Origin of the sequence: Exiguobacterium flavidum, assembly GCF_003344535.1 — a bacterium.
In the GTDB taxonomy this organism is placed as follows: Bacteria; Bacillota; Bacilli; order Exiguobacteriales; family Exiguobacteriaceae; genus Exiguobacterium_A; species Exiguobacterium_A flavidum.
On the sequence record NZ_QPKS01000009.1, the window covers coordinates 65,488 to 80,965 of the forward strand.

15 protein-coding genes are annotated in these 15,478 nt (G+C 54.9%); 7 read left to right on the forward strand and 8 right to left on the reverse strand.

What is annotated here, in order from left to right; all coding sequences use genetic code 11:
- Positions 1-15: 15 nt before the first annotated feature.
- Genes DFG60_RS09880 through DFG60_RS09900 form a run of 5 tightly spaced genes read left to right on the forward strand, consistent with a single transcriptional unit; the run spans position 16 to position 3,385 of the window.
- Positions 16-714, forward strand: a complete 699-nt coding sequence (locus DFG60_RS09880; RefSeq protein WP_114571601.1) for a response regulator transcription factor — start codon at positions 16-18, stop codon at positions 712-714.
- Positions 701-1,765, forward strand: coding sequence for a sensor histidine kinase (locus DFG60_RS09885; RefSeq protein ID WP_198661579.1), 1,065 nt, complete (start codon positions 701-703; stop codon positions 1,763-1,765). Before DFG60_RS09880 ends, DFG60_RS09885 begins: the two co-directional genes overlap by 14 nt.
- 48 nt (positions 1,766-1,813) lie before the next feature.
- Positions 1,814-2,203, forward strand: coding sequence for an OsmC family protein (locus DFG60_RS09890; protein ID WP_114571603.1), 390 nt, complete (start codon positions 1,814-1,816; stop codon positions 2,201-2,203).
- Complete coding sequence (locus DFG60_RS09895) at positions 2,200-2,820, forward strand: hypothetical protein (RefSeq protein ID WP_114571604.1); 621 nt, start codon at positions 2,200-2,202, stop codon at positions 2,818-2,820. Before DFG60_RS09890 ends, DFG60_RS09895 begins: the two co-directional genes overlap by 4 nt.
- Positions 2,807-3,385 carry a peroxiredoxin family protein gene (locus tag DFG60_RS09900; protein ID WP_114571605.1) on the forward strand — a complete coding sequence of 193 codons (579 nt, stop codon included), beginning with the start codon at positions 2,807-2,809 and terminating at the stop codon, positions 3,383-3,385. Before DFG60_RS09895 ends, DFG60_RS09900 begins: the two co-directional genes overlap by 14 nt.
- A gap of 56 nt (positions 3,386-3,441) precedes the next feature.
- Here DFG60_RS09900 and DFG60_RS09905 read toward each other — a convergent pair whose 3' ends face one another.
- Genes DFG60_RS09905 through DFG60_RS09920 form a run of 4 tightly spaced genes read right to left on the reverse strand, consistent with a single transcriptional unit; the run spans position 3,442 to position 7,286 of the window.
- The gene (locus tag DFG60_RS09905; RefSeq protein WP_114571606.1) at positions 3,442-3,870 is read right to left on the reverse strand and encodes a hypothetical protein; all 429 of its coding nucleotides are present in this window, start codon (positions 3,868-3,870) and stop codon (positions 3,442-3,444) included.
- Positions 3,867-4,733, reverse strand: coding sequence for an alpha/beta fold hydrolase (locus tag DFG60_RS09910; RefSeq protein ID WP_114571607.1), 867 nt, complete (start codon positions 4,731-4,733; stop codon positions 3,867-3,869). The genes DFG60_RS09905 and DFG60_RS09910 overlap by 4 nt, the downstream gene beginning before the upstream one ends.
- A gap of 12 nt (positions 4,734-4,745) precedes the next feature.
- Complete coding sequence (locus tag DFG60_RS09915) at positions 4,746-5,168, reverse strand: hypothetical protein (protein WP_114571608.1); 423 nt, start codon at positions 5,166-5,168, stop codon at positions 4,746-4,748.
- Between the two features lie 3 nt (positions 5,169-5,171).
- On the reverse strand, positions 5,172-7,286 hold the full coding sequence (locus tag DFG60_RS09920) for a DNA topoisomerase III (protein WP_114571609.1): 2,115 nt from the start codon (positions 7,284-7,286) through the stop codon (positions 5,172-5,174).
- 42 nt (positions 7,287-7,328) lie between these two features.
- Here DFG60_RS09920 and DFG60_RS09925 point away from each other — a divergent pair, with 42 nt between their 5' ends.
- Positions 7,329-8,207, forward strand: coding sequence for a DMT family transporter (locus DFG60_RS09925; protein WP_114571610.1), 879 nt, complete (start codon positions 7,329-7,331; stop codon positions 8,205-8,207).
- Between the two features lie 216 nt (positions 8,208-8,423).
- On the opposite strand, the gene DFG60_RS09935 is transcribed toward DFG60_RS09925, so the two are convergent.
- From DFG60_RS09935 to DFG60_RS09950, 4 genes are all read right to left on the reverse strand, one after another.
- The gene (locus DFG60_RS09935) at positions 8,424-11,651 is read right to left on the reverse strand and encodes an FtsX-like permease family protein (protein WP_114571612.1); all 3,228 of its coding nucleotides are present in this window, start codon (positions 11,649-11,651) and stop codon (positions 8,424-8,426) included.
- A complete protein-coding gene (locus DFG60_RS09940) occupies positions 11,644-12,339 on the reverse strand; it encodes an ABC transporter ATP-binding protein (protein ID WP_114571613.1) in 696 nt (231 codons plus the stop codon). The genes DFG60_RS09935 and DFG60_RS09940 overlap by 8 nt, the downstream gene beginning before the upstream one ends.
- 161 nt (positions 12,340-12,500) lie before the next feature.
- Positions 12,501-12,992 (reverse strand): CDP-alcohol phosphatidyltransferase family protein, encoded by a 492-nt coding sequence (locus DFG60_RS09945; protein ID WP_114571614.1) that lies wholly within the window; start codon positions 12,990-12,992, stop codon positions 12,501-12,503.
- Positions 12,993-13,052: 60 nt separating this feature from the next.
- Positions 13,053-14,513 (reverse strand): MDR family MFS transporter, encoded by a 1,461-nt coding sequence (locus tag DFG60_RS09950; protein ID WP_114571615.1) that lies wholly within the window; start codon positions 14,511-14,513, stop codon positions 13,053-13,055.
- A 154-nt stretch (positions 14,514-14,667) separates the two neighbouring features.
- Here DFG60_RS09950 and DFG60_RS09955 point away from each other — a divergent pair, with 154 nt between their 5' ends.
- A complete protein-coding gene (locus DFG60_RS09955) occupies positions 14,668-15,471 on the forward strand; it encodes an SDR family NAD(P)-dependent oxidoreductase (RefSeq protein WP_114571616.1) in 804 nt (267 codons plus the stop codon).
- Positions 15,472-15,478 lie beyond the last annotated feature (7 nt).

Consider the following 15,478-nt stretch of genomic DNA (forward strand, 5'->3'; position numbering starts at 1 on the left):
AAAAGGTGACTGTACTTGGACAAAAAGAACTTGATCGGAAAGTCCGTTCTGATCGTCGAGGACGACCCGAAAATCCGCGGACTTCTGAGAATCTACTTGCAGAAGGACGGATATGAGGTGATCGAGGCGCAGGACGGGATCGAAGGCAGAAAGATGATTGAACGTTACGATCCCTGCATCGTGATACTCGACCTGATGCTGCCCGGTATGAGCGGAGAAGAACTCTGCCGCTGGATCCGGGAGGAGCTGAAGAGCATGATGCCGATCATCATGCTGACTGCGAAAGCGACTGAACGTGACCGCGTCGAAGGCTTCCGGCTCGGTGCGGACGATTATGTCGTCAAACCGTTCAGTCCGGCAGAATTGATGGGTCGGATCAACGCTGTGCTCCGACGGACGGCAAGCAGGTGCGGCAAGCTGAGTTTCACGGGATTCATCCTGAAACCTGCCCGCGGCGAAGCGTGGATCGATGGAAACGAGCTCGCCCTGACGTCCTTCGAGTTCAAATTGCTTCACCTGTTGATGCAGCACCCGAATCATGTGATGACACGTGAGCAGCTGCTCGACGGAATCTATGAAAAGAACGAACGGGACGTGACGGACCGGACGATCGATGTCCATATCAAGCATTTACGCCAAAAAATCAAGGAGCAGACGGAGAAGGAATACATCCAGACCGTCCGCGGAATGGGGTATCGCTTTGTCGCCGTCTAAACGCTTCACCTCGAACATCGCTTCACGCCTGACCGTCCTGAATACTTTGCTGATGGCTCTCGTCATACTGGTTGCAGGTCTCTCCTTGATTCAATATGCCTGCTATGCCGTCAACAGCAGAGACATCACTGGTCAAGCGCTAGTTACGACGCTGAACAAATCACTTCTCGTGATCGGCCTCTCGACATTTGGACTCGGGACTTTACTGCACTACTTGAGTGTCCGTCGAATGACTGAACCGATTCGCAGGTTATCTGCAGCTGCATCCGCCTTTAAAGAAGGTCATCCTCTTCCAGAACTCCCCTTGCCTGAAGGAAGGGACGTACGTATCCTGACCGAAAACTTCATTGCCATGGCGAGATCCATCACGGAAGCACAGACGACGCGGGACGACCTGCTCCGCGACGTCGCCCACGAGATGCGAACCCCTTTGACGAACATCAACGGGTATCTGGAAGCCTTGGAGCAAGGTGTGATCAAAGGGGATACTGTACTGTTCACTTCACTTCTCGAAGAGTCAAGGCGAATCACACGGATCGTCGAACTCCTCACTGAGCTCGACCGCTGGACTGATGGCAATATGCCGCTGCATCTCGACGATGTCATCTCGATTGATCAACTCGTCAAAGATACGATCCAGTCCTATCGCCGCCCGCTCGACCACTCATTCGATAAGGTCGAGTTCTCGTTCGAAAACTCATATGTGCGCGGTGATGCTGATGGCTTGCGTCAAGTGATCGTCAATCTTCTTCAGAACATGCTCGCTTACGATACCGGCCGGATTCTTCGCATCCAAGGAACGACCGGTACGGTTTATTACCGTCTGACTTTCGAGCATACCGGTCAATGGATCGATCCTTCGAACAAGGAACGCATCTTCGAACGTTTCTACCGCTCGGACGCATCACGCAGTATCCGGACGGAGGGGGCCGGTCTCGGTCTAGCGATCACCCGCAGTATCGTCGAAGCTCACGGCGGCCGTATCGGTATCGAAACTTCCGGAACGGACCATCTTTTCTTCATCGATTTGCCGCTTCACGCAAATAATTAATCAACCGTTAACAATAGCAAGGCAGACTGAACCAAAAGGAGGATCTCAATGCAGTATATCGTCCATGAAAATCACCTCGAGACGAAGCTCTCTTACGGTAAGCTGGCCATTTCCCCCGATGAGGAAGCCGGTTATCGTCCGTTCGAACTTTTCGTCTCCTCTCTTGCAGGCTGCAGCGGTTCGCTGCTCCGAACACTTTTGCGAAAGAAAAGGATTACTTATCGGACGCTGACGCTTGACGTCTCAGCGGTCCGAAACAGCGCGCACGCGAATCGGATCGAGCAGCTTACTTTCAACGCGTCGATCGATGGAGACCTGACAGAGGATCAAGGCCGAAAAGTCGCCGACCTTGTCGTCAAGAACTGCGGCATGATACAGTCTGTCGTCGACGCGATCGACATTCGTTTCACTGTCGTCTCAAGAGTAGGCAGTCGATGAACTACTTGCAATTGGGCCAATTTTCGATACCGATCACTTGGCTCGCCGCGTTGCTTGCGCTCGTTCCCGTAAGTCTGACATATCGATTCCTATTCCGGCGGAAGCTGCAAGACTGGTTCATGAACAGCTTTCTGCTCTACTTCCTCATCTGGAAGTTCAGCTATGCCTTGTTCAATCTCGATCTCGTCCTCGAGATGCCAGCCTCACTTGCCTTCTTTCACGGTGGACTGAAAGGACAGTTGCTCGCAACAGCAGGCCTTGCCGTCTACTGGGGAAGCTTGTCCGCGAAGGGACGTCTGGAACGGGACATGGTGCCTGTCATAGTGCTCTATCTCTATTCGTTCGAGCTCCTCTTCAACCTTCTCGAGTCGAACTGGGGCCTCTCGGCGATTCATATGATTCTACTCGCATTTACTATCTCAATATTTTTCGCAATGAAACAGACGGAGAGCTCGTTGGAATGGGGCATCGCCCTCGTCTTGCTTCTGCTCATCGTCCTTAGCCTGACAAGCGACTCGGTCATCGATGAAGCATTCGTCTATCTCTCGCTTTTGTTCGCAACCCTTGCCGCGACATACATTCCAAAGTGGATTGGAGGAAAAAATGAAGTTGAATAAGAAATGGATCACAGGCATCATCATCGGCCTCGCCGTCGCATTGATCGCCATCAACCTGTACAAGACCTATCAGGCAGACCAGAAAGTGAAGGCCCTCGAGGAAGCGAACACGGTCAACCTCGAACCGACGGAAGTCGACGAGACTGAAGCTGAGATGGAGATGGCTCCGGACTTCACCCTACAGACGGCTGACGGAAAGACCGTCCAGTTGTCCGATTACCGCGGGAAGAAAGTAATCCTGAATTTTTGGGCGACCTGGTGCCCTCCGTGCAAGGCAGAGATGCCCCACATGCAGAAATTCCATGAGGAAAACAAAGACATCGAGATTCTCGCTGTCAATCTGACCACCCTCGATAAAGGAAGCGAGGCGCTCGACAAATTCATCATGGATTATGGATTGACGTTCACGATTCCCCTCGATGCTGACGGAACAGTAGGGAATCAGTACGAGGCGTTCACGATTCCGACCAGCTATATCATCGATACGGAAGGTCGAATTTCGAACAAAATCGTCGGTCCGATGGATGAAGAGATGATGGGGAACCTGACAAAGGACATTCCGTGACACATGCTAAAAAGGAAGAGACGTCTCTGGACGCCTCTTCCTTTTCGTATCTCTGCTCATTCTCTTCGAGTTCGCTCGTCTGCCAAAACGTCGCCATAGCGGATGCCAAGGCGGTCGTATTCATTCTGCAAAGCTACTTTCAAGCTGTCGCTGACATGTGATTGAGAAATCAACTTCTCGCACCCGAGTGCGACGCGAAGCGGTTCAAGATCCGCTCGCTCGACCGGGAAGGAGGTCAGTCCTTGTAAAAACGAGATGTAGCCTTCCACATGCTGCTCAGAGGGTTCGTCCGACAGCTCCCGCGCGTGCCTCCGCAAGTTACCCTTAATCCTGCCACGCCTCGCGATTTGCCAGAAAATCGTCAAAAAGACAGCCGCGATGAGACTCGCGACGATCAAAAATAAAATCGGGAAGCCGGTCTCGATTACATTGAAAAAATCGAACCCGCTGCTTTCTGGTTCAAAAAAGACATCTTCCCCATTCATTCGGACACCTCAGTTCTCTTCGAATTCTCGTTCAGGAAGACGGCCGTCTCGTCGAACACCTTCCGTGCGCCCCTGCCTATCCAAATCAAATGCCCCCATCCGTCCACCTGGACGAGCCGTGCCGTCTCGACGGCACGCATGACACGCTCTGCATGGATGAACGGGACAGCCGCATCGTTGACGTCATGGAGGACGAGGACCGGACATGAGATACGCCGAAGCTCCTCCCCGATCGACGGGCGTTTTACATCAAGCAGGAAACCTCGCCCTGAACGCTGTCTGGTGATCATCCGGCTAAACGCCGCCAAGTCAGAAGGATCGATCTTCTCCAGCACCTCTTGCGTCGTCAATTTGCTGAAGGACTGTGCCATCTGCTTAAAGAGCGCGCGCGGAGCGAATCGGGCATAGAGGCCAAGCAGCTTCCATATGTATCGTTCCGTCACCGGATGAAATAGAAGGTGCGCCGCCCGGTACTCCTTGTCGTACGGCGTGAGCCAGACACCTGTCACGGCCGACTGAAGAATGAGCGAGCTGATTCGTTCCGGCCGCGCCGCTGCCAGACGGATGCCGGACGGTCCGCCTGCCGAGATTGCGATGACGGCTACCTGTCGAATGTGCAGGCAATCGAGCAGATTCGCATAATGAGCAGTTTCATCTTCCGGCGTCATCAACGAGGTCACCCCGTATCCTGGCCGATTGGGTGTAATGACGGAAAAGCCCGCTTCGACCAGTTCATCCACACCGAACTCCTCGTCCCAGTTCGAGTGACCGCCATGCAAGAGCAGAACAGGATCTCCCTCTCCACGGATGCTGTAGCTCAGCTTCTTCCCGTTCCATTCAAGCAGGTAACGACTTTCCTTCATCTCCTTCTCCCCTTATCTGTTCGTCTCACTGATTTCAGCATGATACCAGTCTTCGACGAAAAGACGCTCCGTCCCTGTCTCGATCGCGTAAGAAAATAAGACGTCGAACTCGCCTTGCGTGACGATCGGGATCGTCAATTCAATCAGGAGTCCCCGGAGCTCATCCGTCATCTTCCCGGAATAATGGACGAATCCGTCTTCGCGCGTCTCTCTTTCCTCCAAATAAGGCAGCAGCAAGTCCTTGCCATAGGATTGCGGATCATCGACGACGATCGCCTCGACGCCAAACAGCTCCTCTGCTTCCGCGATCACACTCTCCGCCTGTCCGTGGTCATCGATCGCGTCCGGGAACCAGACGGAAAACGTCCTCCCCTCCTTGATGAACCGTTCAAGTACGGGCAAGAAAGCCCGATTCTCAAGTATCTCCTGTCGCATCATTCATTCCCCTTTCGTGAATTCGAATTTCAGTTCCCCGTTCTCGAGATAGAGCATCGCAAGGAAGCTCCGTCCGTTCTTCTTCATCTCGAGCGGCTTCGTCTTGTTGCCCTCGAGTATCTTTTTCGCTTCCGTCATGTTGACCTTCGCCCCGAGGATCGTCTTCGGAAGCGTAAAGCCGCAGTTCGTCTTCTGGTAGCCGGCGCAGCCATAGAACTTTCCACGGTCCAGCACCTGCTCCTTGCACCGCGGGCAGACGCCGACCGGCTTGTTCGTCGCCTTCGCGCGTGTCTTGACGGGGACGCTCGACGGATCGACCTCGAGCTGTCCGATTCGCTCCTGCGCGTCGACGACGAGATGAGCGGACAACTTCTTCGCCTGCTCGATGAACTGGGCGGCAGAAGCCTCACCTTTGCCGATCTGATCAAGCCGCGACTCCCATTTCGCCGTCATCTCAGGTGAGGCGAGAATGCTCCCGCGGACGGCGTCGATCAGGACGCGTGCCTTTGGCGTCGGATGGATTTCCTTCTTCTTGACCGTGATGTAGCTGCGCTTCTTCAATCCGTCGATGATGCCTGCGCGCGTCGCTTCCGTACCGAGCCCTTCGACTTCCTTCATGATCGCCTGCAGCTCGTCCTCGAGCAACTTACCTGCCGTCTTCATCCCGAGAATGAGCGTCCCTTCCGTGTAGCGTTTCGGCGGCTCCGTCTCCTTCTCAAGCAGCTTCGCACCTTTGATCCTGACAGTCTGCCCCATTTCGAGTGGCGGGAGCTCGACCTCCTTCGACTCGATACCGAGCACCGTCTTGAATCCCGGATCGAGCGTCCGGCTGCCGCGCGTCAAGAAACTATCCATCTCGCGCTTCGTGACGACCTCGGTCTTCATCGTTCGTGCGTCCGGTGCGAATGCAGCGAGGAAACGGCGGATGATCAAGTCATAGACGCTCGCTTCCTTCCCGCTCAGACGGGCGACGGCTCCAGCCTCCTCCGTCGGGATGATCGCATAGTGATCGCTGACCTTCGCCGGATTGACATAGCGTTTGTCGTTCGTGATGTTCTTCTTTACGAGCGAGGATAGATCCGCATAGGCCTCCTGCTTGAGCAGCCTGGAGAGAACCGTCGGGAATTGACTCGCTTCCTCCTTCGTGACGAAGGAAGAGTCCGTCCGGGGATAGCTGATCCATCCCTTCATGTAGAGTTTTTGCGCGATGTCGAGCGTCTCCTTCGCACCGAGACCGAAGCGTCTGCTTGCTTCCGTCTGCAAAAGTGACAGGCTGAACCAGAACGGCGGCTTCTCTTGTTGCTCCTTCTGCTCGACTGACGCGACGACACCCTCTCCCTTCGTCCGTTCGACGATCGCCTCCGCCTCCTTACGGTCCGACAGCTTCGTCTCCTTCTTGTTCTTGAAGTACTTTCCTTTATAGCCGGTGAACGTCGCTTCGACTTCATAGAACGTCTCAGGCTTGAACTGCTCGATTTGCCGCTCCCGTTCGACGATCAGAGCGAGTGTCGGCGTCTGGACGCGGCCGAGTGAGAAGACATCACTGATTCCCTTTTTCTTCAGCAGGGTCGTGTAGGCCCGGGACGCGTTCATTCCGATCAGCCAGTCGGCGCACGCCCGGCTCATCGCCTCGTGGAAGATGTTCTCCGTTTCGCTCCCCTCGAGCAGGTTCGCGAATCCGTGATCGACCGCTTGCGGGGTCAGACTCGAAATCCAGAGACGCTTGATTGGTTTCGTCGACTGGGCAAGACGCAAAATCAGCCGTACGATTGCCTCTCCCTCCCGCTCGGCATCAGATGCTATAATGATAGACGATGTGTCACGGTCATGAATCAGCTTCTTGATCACCTGATAAGCCGCGCTTTTTCCACGCGCCAGTTTGTAGTCGAAGCGTTCCGGGATGATCGGAAGATGTTCGTAGTTCCAGCGTTTCCACTTCGCGTCGTAATGGGCCGGCTCCTGCAGCTCACACAGGTGCCCGATCGCCCAGGCGAGCCGCGCTCCTTTTGGAAAGCGTTCGCACGGCTTGATTTCGATGTATCCTTCTCTTTTAGCTGACGGATATGGTGCTGCCAGCTTTTCTGCTTGTTTCGGTTTCTCTGCGATGATCAACTGCACGGTTCATCCTCTTTTCTCTCTAATCTAACGTCGGAGGTCCATATGCCATACTTCACACTATTCGCCGCACTTTTCTTCATCTCGACATCAGCCATCTTCGTCAAATGGGCAACGACGCCGATCGAGGCGGTCGCCTTCTACCGCATGCTGTTCTCAGCGATGCTGCTGTTCCCGCTCATCCGGGTGAAGGAGATTCTGTCGCTCAGCGGCACGACCTTCCGTTATATGTTCCTATCCGGCCTCTTGCTTGCCGGTCATTTTTGGCTCTGGTTCCTGTCTCTTGATTATACGACAGTCGCAAGCTCGACGCTCTTCGTAACCGCCAGCCCGATTTTCGTCCTGATCGGCAATGCCGTCTTCTTCAAGCAGCATCCGTCGAGGAAAGCACTGTTCTTCGTTGGTGTCGCGTTGCTCGGAGGCGGGCTCGTCGCTTACGGCGACATCGCGATCGGTCCGCGCGCCTTGATCGGTGACGGCCTCGCGCTGCTTGCGACGATTCTCGTCGCCGGCTACTGGCTGCTCGGACAGCACGTCCGGACGAGCGTCTCGACGAACACCTACTCGTTCATCGTCTACGCCGTCGCGACAGGCGCGCTGCTGCTGTTCTCGCTTACGAAGTCGGTGAATCTCGTCGAAGCGTTCAAAGTCGACTGGAAGCTTTACGTCCTGCTCGCCGTCTTCCCGACCTTGCTCGGACACAACCTGTTCAACTGGGCGCTGTCGCGGGTCAGTGCGAGCATCGTCAGCATCACGATCCTCGGTGAAGCCGTCTGGGGCATGATCTTCGGCTACTACCTGTTCGACGAGTCGCTGACGATGATCCAGATCACCGGAGCGTCGCTGCTCCTGATCGGCATCGGTTTGTTCCTTCGCCGGAACGAGAAAGATATCCGGATGCAGATCGAGCGAAGAGGCGCTTGAATGCACGATGAAAGGCACGGAACTCCGACAGGTTCCCGTGCCTTTTACTGTTCATGGAGTACAGAACGTACATAGGTTGAGCGCCAACCGCTCTCATCTTCTTTTTCTTGAACGACTCCCGTGCAAAAAAAACGTCTCCCAGATGGAAGACGCTTTCGACTCATTCACACTATCCAAAGAAATCGAGAGTGGCTTGTAAGAATATGACGTGAAGCGTTATCTGTCAGGCAACTCGATTTTCACGGTGTAACTTTTCGCGAATGCATCACCGAGCGCATAGAGGACGGCTACTTCTTCATTCTCTGGCAACTCATAGATCAATTCTACGATTGATTCATGCGGCGGTATATACTTGTGTGTTTCACTCCATGCTTTTTTATTTTTGTTAACGAAATCGACCGGCGTATATTCTTTGCCATCCTTCGTCGTCAATGTGAACCCGAACGGGCGGTAATAGGGTCCGACCCCTTCTTCGTCACCTGGCTTTAATGGGATTTGAAGCTTCGTCGCGACAGTCCAGTATTGTTTCCCGTCTCTTGCTTCAAGACGCTTAGGATGTCCGGCTCGCACAGCCGCAACCTTGAATTCATCATCCGCGTGCAACGGATCCCCGAAATAGGTTTTGATCGCTCCTTTTTCCATGATTTGATCAATTTTGTCCTTCGACACCTTTTGTTCCTGCTTTTTCGCTTCCCCTTTCAAGTCCTTAAGCTTCGTACCGGTCGTGACGACGTCCGCCTTCTCGCTGACCGTTGCCTGTTCTACTTTCTGCTCAGCTGGCGGGGCAGCGAACAGGAAGAGACCGATGATTGAAGCGATGAGCAGCGTCGCCGTCGCACCGAGCGCGACACGGAAGCGTTTCTCGGTTGCGCGCGTGTTGACGACACTGCTGCCGATCGCCTCGTTCGGCGTGATCCGGACGGCCCGTTCTGCCGGGAGCAGCGCGCCGAGCGTTCCGGTGATGACCGGGATCAATACCGTCAAGCCGAGGAACCAGAGCTCGGCGAGCGGGAATTTCCCGTAGATCTGGTAGATGAGGAGGAAGGCGACGGCAAGGCCGATCACGCCGGCGAGCAATCCTGTCATCGCCCCTTCAAGCAGGACAAGTTTACGGATCATCCCGTTCCGCCAGCCCATCGCCTTCATGACAGCGAGCTGCGCTTTTCGTTCCGCGACATTCTGCCACATGATCTCGGTCGTGGTCAAAATCGCGATCAGCAAGGCGACGCCCATCGCGACGTAGTGCATCGTCCCGACCTCAAGCGCGACGAACTCACCGATCCACGACGCATAGAGGACGCCCTTCAATCGGAACGTCACGAAGAGGAAGAAGCCGAACAGACTCGTCGGAAGGGCGATTGCGACGATAGACAGCAACGTCCGCTGCCAGTAGGTCGCGAGCTGGTTAACGCTCATCCCGAGAATCGATGTAGCGCCGACCATCCGCCGACCCTTAGTCACCTCTCCTGAACGCATCGACTCGTACGGCTGGATCCTACTGACGAGCCGGATCGGCACAAGCGTTCCGAGCCAGTAGATGAACAGTCCGCTCAGCCCAATCAGAATCACGCGCAGAAGCGACGTCGAGCCTTCCGCCGTCAACAGGAACGATCCGAGGATCGCCCAGGAGATCAGCGCGACGACCGTCCCGAGAATCGTCGCCTCGAGGAACAGGAGCCTAGACAGCTGACTCGGACGCCAGCCGAGCGAGAGCAAGATCGCGAACTCCTTCTTCCGTGCATAGAGCATTATGATGTTCGAGCTGAAGACGTAGACGATCGCGACGAGGATGACACTTGCGACGACACCCGTCATCCCGACCTTCGCCTCCTTGAAGATCGAGATCGACGAACCGATCTTGATCCACGGCTGTTGCACCCATCCGAGTGCCTTCCCTTTCTCAAGTCCAGGCAAGTATGTCAAGGCATACTGCGGCGAGGAACCGAGCGTGACGTCGGTAATCAGTCCGGTTTCCCGTTCGATTTCCTGCGCGACTTCCTGAAGCTTCGCCTCGCTCGCCTCGTTCAAGACATCGACGCCCGCGACGTTGATGCGGATAGCCGAGATCGCTTTCTCACCGCGGATTTTGAAGGCCGCGTCGAGCGTCGTCAGCAGTGCCGGCGGTTTCGTCAGGAAATCGTACATATTGTTCGTCGGTTTGACCGTGACAGCCGGATTGACCGGCCGATCGTTCGCATCCATCACCCAGTCCGCCTTGGCCGGGTAGTAGGTCTCCATCGGCAGTTCCGTCAGCGGATCCTTCGACATCGACAGTTTCGCCGGGTCGAAGACACCGATGTAGTTCGTCTTCAGCTTCGGCCATTTGCTGCTGTCCTCTGAGAAGAGGTTCGCTTTTCGGTACATGCTCCTGACGCGCAAGAGCGACTCCTTCGACACCTCATACGGCTTTACTTGATAGCTGTAGGGCCAGCGCTCCGGGAACGGGCTTGCGACCGGTTGAAAATCGACTGGTGACGGTTTCGTCGGCATCCACTGGAAATCCCGATTTTGTGTCGTATCGAGCGTCTCCCCTTTCAGGATTTGTCCGGTGAGACGCTCATGCACTTGCGTCGTCGTGAAGCGATACGTCTTCGCTTCCTTCGCCGGAAGCGTGTCGAGATACTTCTCAGCACCCTTTTTCTGGATATCTACGACGGTCTCCTGCATCGAGTCGTCCTTCAGCGGAATGTCGACCTTCTCGAAACGATACGTGATCTTGGAGTCGACATATTGTTTGCTGCTGACGATGACCGGGATCGAGACGATCTCTTCGCTGTTTATTTCCGCTACGTCCTCTCGGCTGAAGTACCGGCTCGTCCCCGTCTTCTTGATCGCTTCGTCAACCCCGACGAGCTGTGCTTCCGCCTCGGGATCGATTCCTGCGATCATCGTGTCACTGCCGTACTGGAGCAGGAACGGCTCGCCTATTCTTTGAGGAGAGACTCCTGCGTTCGTCGCGTCTCCACTCGGCTCCCAGCCGACCGCGATGTAGTGGATGTACGAAAATCCTTCATCTTTCAAACCGGTGTCCGTCTTCTCGGAGATTTTTACCCGGTAGATGCCCGGCTGGTCGAACTTGTGCTCTCCCGGGACGGCGTCCATGTTGAGCGCACCGATCATCGCGATCGGTGCAGCGACTTCGACATTTTCGATTTTTTTGATTTTTTCGTACTGCTCCATCGTGATACCGCCGTCAAGGCCGCTCATGTAGTTCGGCTCGAGCAGCTTCAGCTTCTCGGTCGCGCTCCTGCTTCCGGGAGGTCGTACGATCAGATCGTACGAGGCATCCCACCGCTTTTGGAGCTCGTTGACGACCGTCCCGTTGTTCGCCTGCGTGATGCCGACGAGATAGCTGAGCCCCGTGCTGACGATCAGCATGCCGACGAGCAGCAGGATGAAGCGCTCCTTGTTCCGCCACCAGGAATTCCAGATGAACTTAAGCATAGGCGATACCGCGCTTTACGCTGACGACGCGGCCGTCCCGCATCTCGATGACCTTCTCTGCCCGTTCGGCAAGTGACGGGTCATGCGTCACGAACAGGACACCGCATCCATTCTCCTTGTTCAATCGCATCAGCAGATCGAAGATGACCTCCCCGGTCTGCGTGTCGAGGTTTCCTGTCGGCTCGTCAGCAAGCAGCCATTTCGGTTCATGTACCAAGGCGCGTGCGACGGCGACCCGTTGCTGCTGACCGCCCGAGAGCTGTGACGGAAGGGAATGCGCCTTTTCCGCGAGGCCGACCTTTTGGAGCAAAGAAAGTGCCCGCTCCTCCTTGTCATACGGTACCTTCCTGCCGAACAGCGGTGCCATCACGTTCTCGAGCGTCGTCAACGTCGGGATGAGATGGAATTGCTGAAAGATGAAGCCGATGTTTTCGAAACGAAAGTCAGCAAGGCTTCTCGAATCGAGACTCGACACAGCCTGACCGTCGAAACGAAGGACACCTGAAGTCGGCGTGTCAAGCGTGCCGATGATGCTCAGCAGCGTCGATTTACCGGATCCTGAAGGTCCGATGATCGACGTGAACTCCCCTTGCCCGAACTCGAGGTTGATGTTTTCAAGCGCTGCCGTCTTTACGTCCCCACTGTCGAAAACTTTTCCTATACCTTCACAGACGAACGAATGACCCATCACACAACACATCCTTTTCGAAGTTTAGCGAACTGATAGGATAGCTTTTCGTCAGTTTACACCAAACATTCTGAAAAAATGGCTTTTTTTGTAATTATTGTAAATGAAATAATCCCCCACTCAACAAATCGAGTGGGGGAATGATCCTGTTTGAGCATGCTTCAAATGACCGCGAGCCAGATAAGAATCTTGATCAAAAGTGGAACTTCCTGAACGATTCCGGCATCGACGAGGATGATCGTCAAAAAGAAGACGACGAACGCCAGAAAGTTGAACGCCGTCTTCACTTTGCCGAACTTGAACGCAGACAAGATGACGCCTTCGGATGCTTTCTTCAACCGATAGACAGTCACGCCTACTTCCTTTGTGACGATGTAGACGAGCGCTGCCCAGTGCAGGAAGCCGAGATCATAGACGACGAAGAAGACAAGAAACGACAGGAGCTTGTCCGCAATCGGATCGACGATCTTGCCGAAGTTCGAGACGGTCTCATATTTGCGGGCGAAGTAGCCGTCAGCCAGGTCGGAGAGCGTCGTCCATAAAAAGAGGAGGAAGAACGAGAGCGTCACTGTCCCTGATTCAAGATAGAGCAACAACAGGATCGCCGTGCCGATCAAACGACTGACGGTGATGATGTTCGCGACGTGTTTCATGGCTCCCCTCCTCAATTCGTCTTCCCTTGTACTATACCCGCTTCACTTGCAGAGTCGTCCTCAGCCGTTCGGCTGATCCGGACGTCCGTCCGGCATCCGACGGACGATCAGAAGTGCAATGATCGCACAGACGAGACTTGCGACGAAGACGAGGTCAAGACCATCGGACAGCGCGGAACGGGCGGCCTGCCTGACGGATTGTTCATAGCGCATGGCAGTCTCGGCCTGGAAGAACGGATCGACCGGCTTGTCTTGCAGCTCTTTCGAGTCGAGAAACGCCCGGCCGATCGAGATATTGAACAGCGTGCCGAAAATGGCGACTCCGAGCGTCTGACCGGTCGTGCTCAAAAAGGAGTTGACTGCTGTCGCAGACCCCCGGCGTGACCAGTCGACCGATGTCTGGAGAACGACCATGAAGATCGGCTGGGAAAGACCGAATCCTGTCCCGATCATCGAGACGGCGAGATAGATGAAGATGTCACTAGAGCCCGAGTCAAGCAGGACGAGGATCAACGTCCCTGCGACGAGCAGGCTCATCCCGGTCATCGCTCGCTTGCGGGGAGAAGCCGTCCCAATCGTCCGTCCTCCGAAAATCGCCGTCAGCGTCCAAAACAAGGAGAGCGGCATCAGCAGGAACCCTGCTGCCGTCGGACTCTTCCCGAGCACAGCTTGAGCCCAAATCGGTATGAACGCGGACATCGAGACGAGCACCCAAGCCGAAAAGAAGACGGCCGAGTTGATGACGGCAATGACGGGATGTTTCAGCACGTCCGGCGGCAGAAGTGGATCGTTCGCCCGCTTCTCCGCCCGGTAAAACAATAAAAGCAGGACAAAGCTTGCTGCAAAACTAAGCATGACAAGCGGCCTTGTCCAGTCGAGCGTCTCGCTTCCTGACAGTAGGGCATACAGTAGGGCACTCATTCCGGTCGCGAATAAAATCGCTCCGAGGAAGTCGATTTTACGTTCCGTCTCCTCGACTGTTTCCTTGTAGTAGAAGACGAGCATCAATGCGGCTAGCAGCGCGAACGGGACGTTCAACAAAAAGATGTAACGCCAGGATAGCGTCTCGACGAGGAATCCCCCGATGATCGGACCGGCGACGCCCGAGACGCCCCAGACCGCGCTCAAGATGCCCTGAATCTTCCCGCGTTCATCGTATGTATACAGGTCGCCGATGATCGTCATCGCGATCGGCAGAACGGCACCTGCGCCGAGTCCCTGCAACGCGCGGAAGATGATTAAAAGCTCCATCGATGGAGCGAGTCCGGACAGAAGCGAAGCGAGCGTGAACAACCCGATTCCGAACAGAAGTACACGCTTTCTTCCGTATAGATCCGCCACTTTTCCATATATGGGCGTCGAGACGGCCATGAACAGAAGGAATGCAGCGAATATCCAACTGACTAGCCCTGCACCCTTCAGGTCGCTTGCGATGACTGGCGTCGCCGTCGCGACGATCGTACCCTCGATTGCTGCGAGGAACGTCGCGAGAAGCAGCGCGATCGTGACTTTTTTTCTCATGAATAGTTACTTCCTTTCCTGACTCTCTTATCCATGATAGCGATACCCGGCAAAGAAAATCCAGCAGAACATCATCACAGGGTTCAGAAGCAGGAATCCGGGGAAACATATAGAATGCTCTCTTGTATCGACATATGAATTGGAGGACTACGACATGTTACGAAAAACTGCACTGATCACCGGTGCCTCAGGTGGAATCGGGCTTGACCTCGCTGTTTTAGCCGCACGGGACGGATTCGACTGCGTGCTCGTCGCCCGCGACGAAAAGAAGCTGCAGGAATTGCAAGGTGTACTTGAGCGCCGCTATCATATCAAGGCCTATCCGATTCCGGCCGACCTTTCGGAAGCGGGAAGCGTCAGCTCGATCCTGCAAGAACTCGAACGTCAGGAACTGACTGTCGATCTTCTCTTCAACAATGCCGGTTTTGCGACTTCGGGACGGTTCGCTGAAATCGATCCAACAGAAGAGCTGAACGAAATTCAGGTCAATGTCGTCGCCTTGACCGAATTAACGAAACGTCTTCTTCCGGGCATGCTCGAACGCGGTTTCGGACGAATTCTGAACGTTGCCTCGATCGCTGCCTATATGCCAGGCCCTTATATGAGTGTCTACTATGCGACGAAGGCCTATGTCCTCTCCTTCTCGGAAGCACTCGCGTCTGAACTCAAAGGCAGCGGTGTATCCGTGACATGCCTCGTTCCCGGTCCGACTGACACGCAATTCTTCGACCGGGCCGGTATCTCTTTACCATTCTCGCATATGCCTTCGCATATCGTCGCCTTCGCCGGCTATCTCGGTACGCTAAAAGGGAAACGAGTCGTCATCCCTGGAGCAGGAAACATGGCGACCGTCGCCCTGTCCCGCTTGCTGCCACGTCGTCTGTTGACGGAAATCGCCGGTCGCCTGCAAGAGCCGAAGGAAGAGACGATGGATGCGGAACTTGCACTCGTCGATTGAAAATCAT

Excerpts from the sequence above, each read along its gene's own strand:
- DFG60_RS09910 (WP_114571607.1), bottom strand. The coding sequence starts at position 4,733 with ATGAAGGAAAGTCGTTACCTGCTTGAATGGAACGGGAAGAAGCTGAGC.
- DFG60_RS09890 (WP_114571603.1), top strand. The coding sequence starts at position 1,814 with ATGCAGTATATCGTCCATGAAAATCACCTCGAGACGAAGCTCTCTTAC.
- DFG60_RS09900 (WP_114571605.1), top strand. The coding sequence starts at position 2,807 with ATGAAGTTGAATAAGAAATGGATCACAGGCATCATCATCGGCCTCGCC.
- DFG60_RS09945 (WP_114571614.1), bottom strand. The coding sequence starts at position 12,992 with ATGAAACACGTCGCGAACATCATCACCGTCAGTCGTTTGATCGGCACG.
- DFG60_RS09940 (WP_114571613.1), bottom strand. The coding sequence starts at position 12,339 with ATGGGTCATTCGTTCGTCTGTGAAGGTATAGGAAAAGTTTTCGACAGT.
- DFG60_RS09915 (WP_114571608.1), bottom strand. The coding sequence starts at position 5,168 with ATGCGACAGGAGATACTTGAGAATCGGGCTTTCTTGCCCGTACTTGAA.
- DFG60_RS09955 (WP_114571616.1), top strand. The coding sequence starts at position 14,668 with ATGTTACGAAAAACTGCACTGATCACCGGTGCCTCAGGTGGAATCGGG.
- DFG60_RS09935 (WP_114571612.1), bottom strand. The coding sequence starts at position 11,651 with ATGCTTAAGTTCATCTGGAATTCCTGGTGGCGGAACAAGGAGCGCTTC.
- DFG60_RS09925 (WP_114571610.1), top strand. The coding sequence starts at position 7,329 with ATGCCATACTTCACACTATTCGCCGCACTTTTCTTCATCTCGACATCA.
- DFG60_RS09895 (WP_114571604.1), top strand. The coding sequence starts at position 2,200 with ATGAACTACTTGCAATTGGGCCAATTTTCGATACCGATCACTTGGCTC.
- DFG60_RS09950 (WP_114571615.1), bottom strand. The coding sequence starts at position 14,513 with ATGAGAAAAAAAGTCACGATCGCGCTGCTTCTCGCGACGTTCCTCGCA.
- DFG60_RS09905 (WP_114571606.1), bottom strand. The coding sequence starts at position 3,870 with ATGAATGGGGAAGATGTCTTTTTTGAACCAGAAAGCAGCGGGTTCGAT.